The 517-nt window shown below is 75.2% G+C and carries 1 protein-coding gene and 1 pseudogene; both read left to right on the forward strand.

The window, feature by feature from the left end; translation table 11 throughout:
- Positions 1-362, forward strand: a pseudogene (locus FB586_RS18970) (TetR/AcrR family transcriptional regulator); the annotation flags it as partial.
- The coding region (locus FB586_RS18975) for a maleylpyruvate isomerase N-terminal domain-containing protein (protein ID WP_187697904.1) at positions 359-517 on the forward strand (159 nt) is incomplete at its 3' end. The pseudogene FB586_RS18970 and the gene FB586_RS18975, both read left to right, overlap by 4 nt.

A 517-nucleotide genomic window follows, 5' to 3' on the forward strand; every position in this document is an offset into this window, starting at 1 on the left:
TGCCCGCGGGCGGGCGGCGTACCCGGGCGGTGGTGGACATGCTCGGCGACCACTTCTCCTCACCGGTCTTCGCCGCGGCCCTCGAGCTGTGGGTCGCCGCCCGCACCGACGAGGCCCTCCTGGCCGCGGTGGCGCCGCTCGAGCAGCGGGTCGGGCGCGAGACGCACCGGATGACGGTCGCGGCCCTCGGCGTGGACGAGTCGCGACCCGGGGTGCGCGAGCTGGTGCAGGCCACCCTCGACCTCGTCCGCGGACTGGGACTCGCCTCGACGATCACCGACGACTCCGCTCGCCGGCGCCGCATCCTCCACCAGTGGGCCGACGTGCTCGAGCAGGAGATCGAGAAGGAGATCACCACATGACCGACGTCCTCGCCCAGGTGCTCGCCGACCTCGCCGCCGAGGGCGAGCGGCTCGAGGAGCTCGTCGCCGGGCTCGACGACGACGGCTGGCGCACGCCGACCCCCGCGCCCGGCTGGGACGTCGCCACCCAGGTGGCCCACCTCGCCTGGACCGAC

Origin of the sequence: Cellulomonas telluris (assembly GCF_004886325.1) — a bacterium.
Taxonomy (GTDB): domain Bacteria; phylum Actinomycetota; class Actinomycetes; order Actinomycetales; family Cellulomonadaceae; genus Cellulomonas; species Cellulomonas telluris.